At 35.6% G+C, this 3290-nt stretch carries 2 protein-coding genes; one reads left to right on the forward strand and one right to left on the reverse strand.

Features of this window, described 5'->3' with window-relative positions; genetic code table 11:
• Positions 1-229: 229 nt before the first annotated feature.
• Positions 230-2206, forward strand: a complete 1977-nt coding sequence (locus tag SANK73390_RS00255) for a PAS domain-containing protein (RefSeq protein WP_462762136.1) — start codon at positions 230-232, stop codon at positions 2204-2206.
• A gap of 342 nt (positions 2207-2548) precedes the next feature.
• On the opposite strand, the gene lexA is transcribed toward SANK73390_RS00255, so the two are convergent.
• A complete protein-coding gene (gene lexA / locus SANK73390_RS00260) occupies positions 2549-3166 on the reverse strand; it encodes a transcriptional repressor LexA (protein ID WP_261595477.1) in 618 nt (205 codons plus the stop codon).
• Positions 3167-3290 lie beyond the last annotated feature (124 nt).

Raw genomic sequence — 3290 nt, forward strand, 5'->3', positions numbered from 1 at the left:
CAGGCTCTTCATTCAAAAATCATACAATAAGCATTATTGCTGTATATTTAACAGCCTAACAAGCTTACTTTGATACACTAAATATACTTGTTTTCAGTTATAACTTGCACACCAGTAACTTTTTACATTATTACGGACGAAACATTATACTCTATAGACATCTGAGCTTGAGGTTTCAGCTTTTAAGTCTAGGCTTAAAAATACATTTTTGACATTAGGATATGTGAAGGTGGAACTAAACAGCATTCATTCATTTTTTCATCAAGCTTATATGCCTCATGGACACTGTTACTTATGGCAACCTCATTTATTGTGGATAAATGTAATATCTGATTTACTCATCGCAACTTCATATTTTTCAATTCCTATCGCCATTATGATTTTTGCAAAGCAGCGCCCTGAAGTGGGGCGACATTGGCTGTTTATTTTATTTTCGAGTTTTATCTTATTATGTGGAATAACACATTTAATTGGCATATACACAGTGTGGCATGGTGCTTATGGTATACATGGTATCTCTAAAGCGCTTACAGCTTCCGTATCCATGGTCACTGCAGTCTATTTATTTAGGTTAATTCCAAGCGCAGTCGCAATTCCCACACCTAACCAGTTTTTTGGTGTAAAAGATAAATTGTCTAAACTAACAAGCGAACAAAAACAGCTTAAATCATTACTTTCAGAGCATAAGACCACCGAATTTATGCTAAACAGCCTGCCTGTATGTACATTATTACTAGATAAGTCTAATAATATAATAAAGTGTAATCCTCAGCTGCTAAATGAATTAGGCTATAAAAATGCTACACCTATGTTAGGAACATCACTATCCAAGCACATCCAGCTAGACGACCCATTTTGCAAACTTTCAACAGTATTACAAGAATCCAAGCAGCAAAAATCTAAACCAATTGAACAATTATGCCAAATAATTTCAGAAAATGGTGTAGCCATACCAATGGAGATGAGATTAGTTACTTCATCCTTTGAAGGGCAACAATTTACACTTGTTGTATTTAACAACTTATCTTCATTTAAACAATTAAAGCAAGAGCTCGACGCCTCTCACCAAAGAATAGAACGGGCAATCAATGCCACAGAAGATGGTGTGTGGGAATGGGATATAAAAAATGACAATGTTATCTATTCACCCACATTAATGAAAATGATAGGTAAAGAGCATTTAAAGAACCCTACCTACCTTGATTGGTATGAACATATCCACCCCGAGTACCGAGAAATAGTAGAGAACGCAATAAAAGAGCATTTCAATACACAAGAAAAGCTCCAAGTAGAATATTTAGGTCGTAATTATGAGAATAAGTTCGCTTGGTTCCTAGCTGTTGGAAATAGTCAGTTCGATAAAGACGGTAGTGCTTGCATTATGTCTGGGGCATTAAGGTATATTCAAAGCAATAAACAACTAGAATCTCAAGTAGTTGAAAAAACAAATATTTTAAATAGCCTGTTCAATGGTACAAGTCAGGCTATTTGGCTACTGAAAGTCGAACCTGAAGCAGACTTTACCTTTTTGCAATTTAATCAAGCGGCTTGTGAAAGAGTCAATATATCTCCCAAAGATATAATTCATAAACGATTATCTGAGTTAAATGAAAATGTAATTTCACCATTTATAGTACAAAAAATAAAAAGTAACTACTCTCTTTGTTGTGAGCGAAAGCAACCAATTGAGTATGTTGAGATGTTGCCAAATAACAATGAGAAGAGATGGTATCAGACAACCCTTTATCCTCTCTTAGACAAATACAATAATGTCGAAAAAATTGTTGGCACAGCGATTGATATAACCGCGCGTAAGTTTACAGAAAAAGAGCTTGAGCAAAACCGAGCGTTTTTAGAACAAGTCATCAACTCTGCTGTTTGTGGGTTATATCTTTATGATCTAAACAAAAAAAGAAACATTAGAATAAACCAACGCTACTCTGCCATTTTAGGATATAACATCAATGATCTTAGAGATCTCAATATGTTTGAACTTATCCACCCAGATGATGAGGCAAAGATGAGTGTTCATTTACAAAATGTCCTCAATAGCCAAAATCAAGACCTATTAGCTATTGAGTATCGTATAAAGCATAAAAGCGGCGGTTGGGTATGTTGCAACGCGGTAGAAACTGTAGTTACAAGAACAGAAGATAATACACCCACTGTATTACTAGGCACATTCGTTGACATTAATAACAATTAATATTCATGAAGGCAAAGTCACCATGCTTACAAGCTACTTATCAATAGCCCTTGTTGAATATTTGAAATATCAAACCAACATACAAGTGCTTAAATAACATTATTAGTGCTTGCAACGGGGTAAATGAGTAGTTTAATCTCGACTTTCTAGTTCTAATTCAGTAGGAAGCTCGCTGCCTTCATCGTAAAGATTGCCCTGACAAGGCCATAGAAAAATCGTCGTAGAGCTTTCTTTTGCTAATAAAACAAATTGAAAGTAGCGCTGCTGTTTAAAAAACGGTTTTTTTAGGCCTGTGATACTAGCCGGATAAAATACTCAAAATAACCTTCAGTTAAGTTGTTGTTATATCCAACTGTTGTTACGAATTATTCCAACAGCTAACCCTTCAATTGCAAGAGATTCATGCTCTAAATCAACAATAATAGGTGAAAACTCTTCATTTTCAGCATGTAAGAAAACCTTACTTCCAGCTTTTTCAAGCCTTTTCACCGTTACTTCGTCTTCAACTCTGGCAATAACAACCTGACCATTCTCTGCAACCTGAGTACTATGAACCGCTAATAAATCTCCATCGAGGATCCCTATATCTTTCATGCTCATACCATTAACTCTCAATAAGAAATCAGCTGCAGGTTTAAATAAATTAGCATCAATTTGACAATGGCTTTCAACATGCTCTTGTGCGAGGATCGGTTCTCCGGCTGCTACTCGACCAATTAACGGTAACCCCAGCTTATCTGGCTCGAGCTCTTCTACTAATCGAATACCACGACTGGCTCCAGGTACCATTTCAATAACTCCCTTTTTAGCAAGAGCCTTTAAATGCTCTTCTGCAGCATTTGCACTTTTAAAGCCTAACGCATCTGCTATCTCAGCACGCGTAGGAGGCATCCCTGTATCTTTAATAAATACCTTGATTAATTCAAGTACTTGTTCTTGTCGTTTTGTTAGTGGACGCATATAACTGGTTTTCCATACAGTACATTTACTGTGAGTATATACAGTTATAATAAAATGGCAATGCTAAACTATGAGTATATAAATAGATTATACTAATCCTATTTATAAAGTGATCATATGTGAC

Source organism: Pseudoalteromonas sp. SANK 73390 (assembly GCF_054966645.1).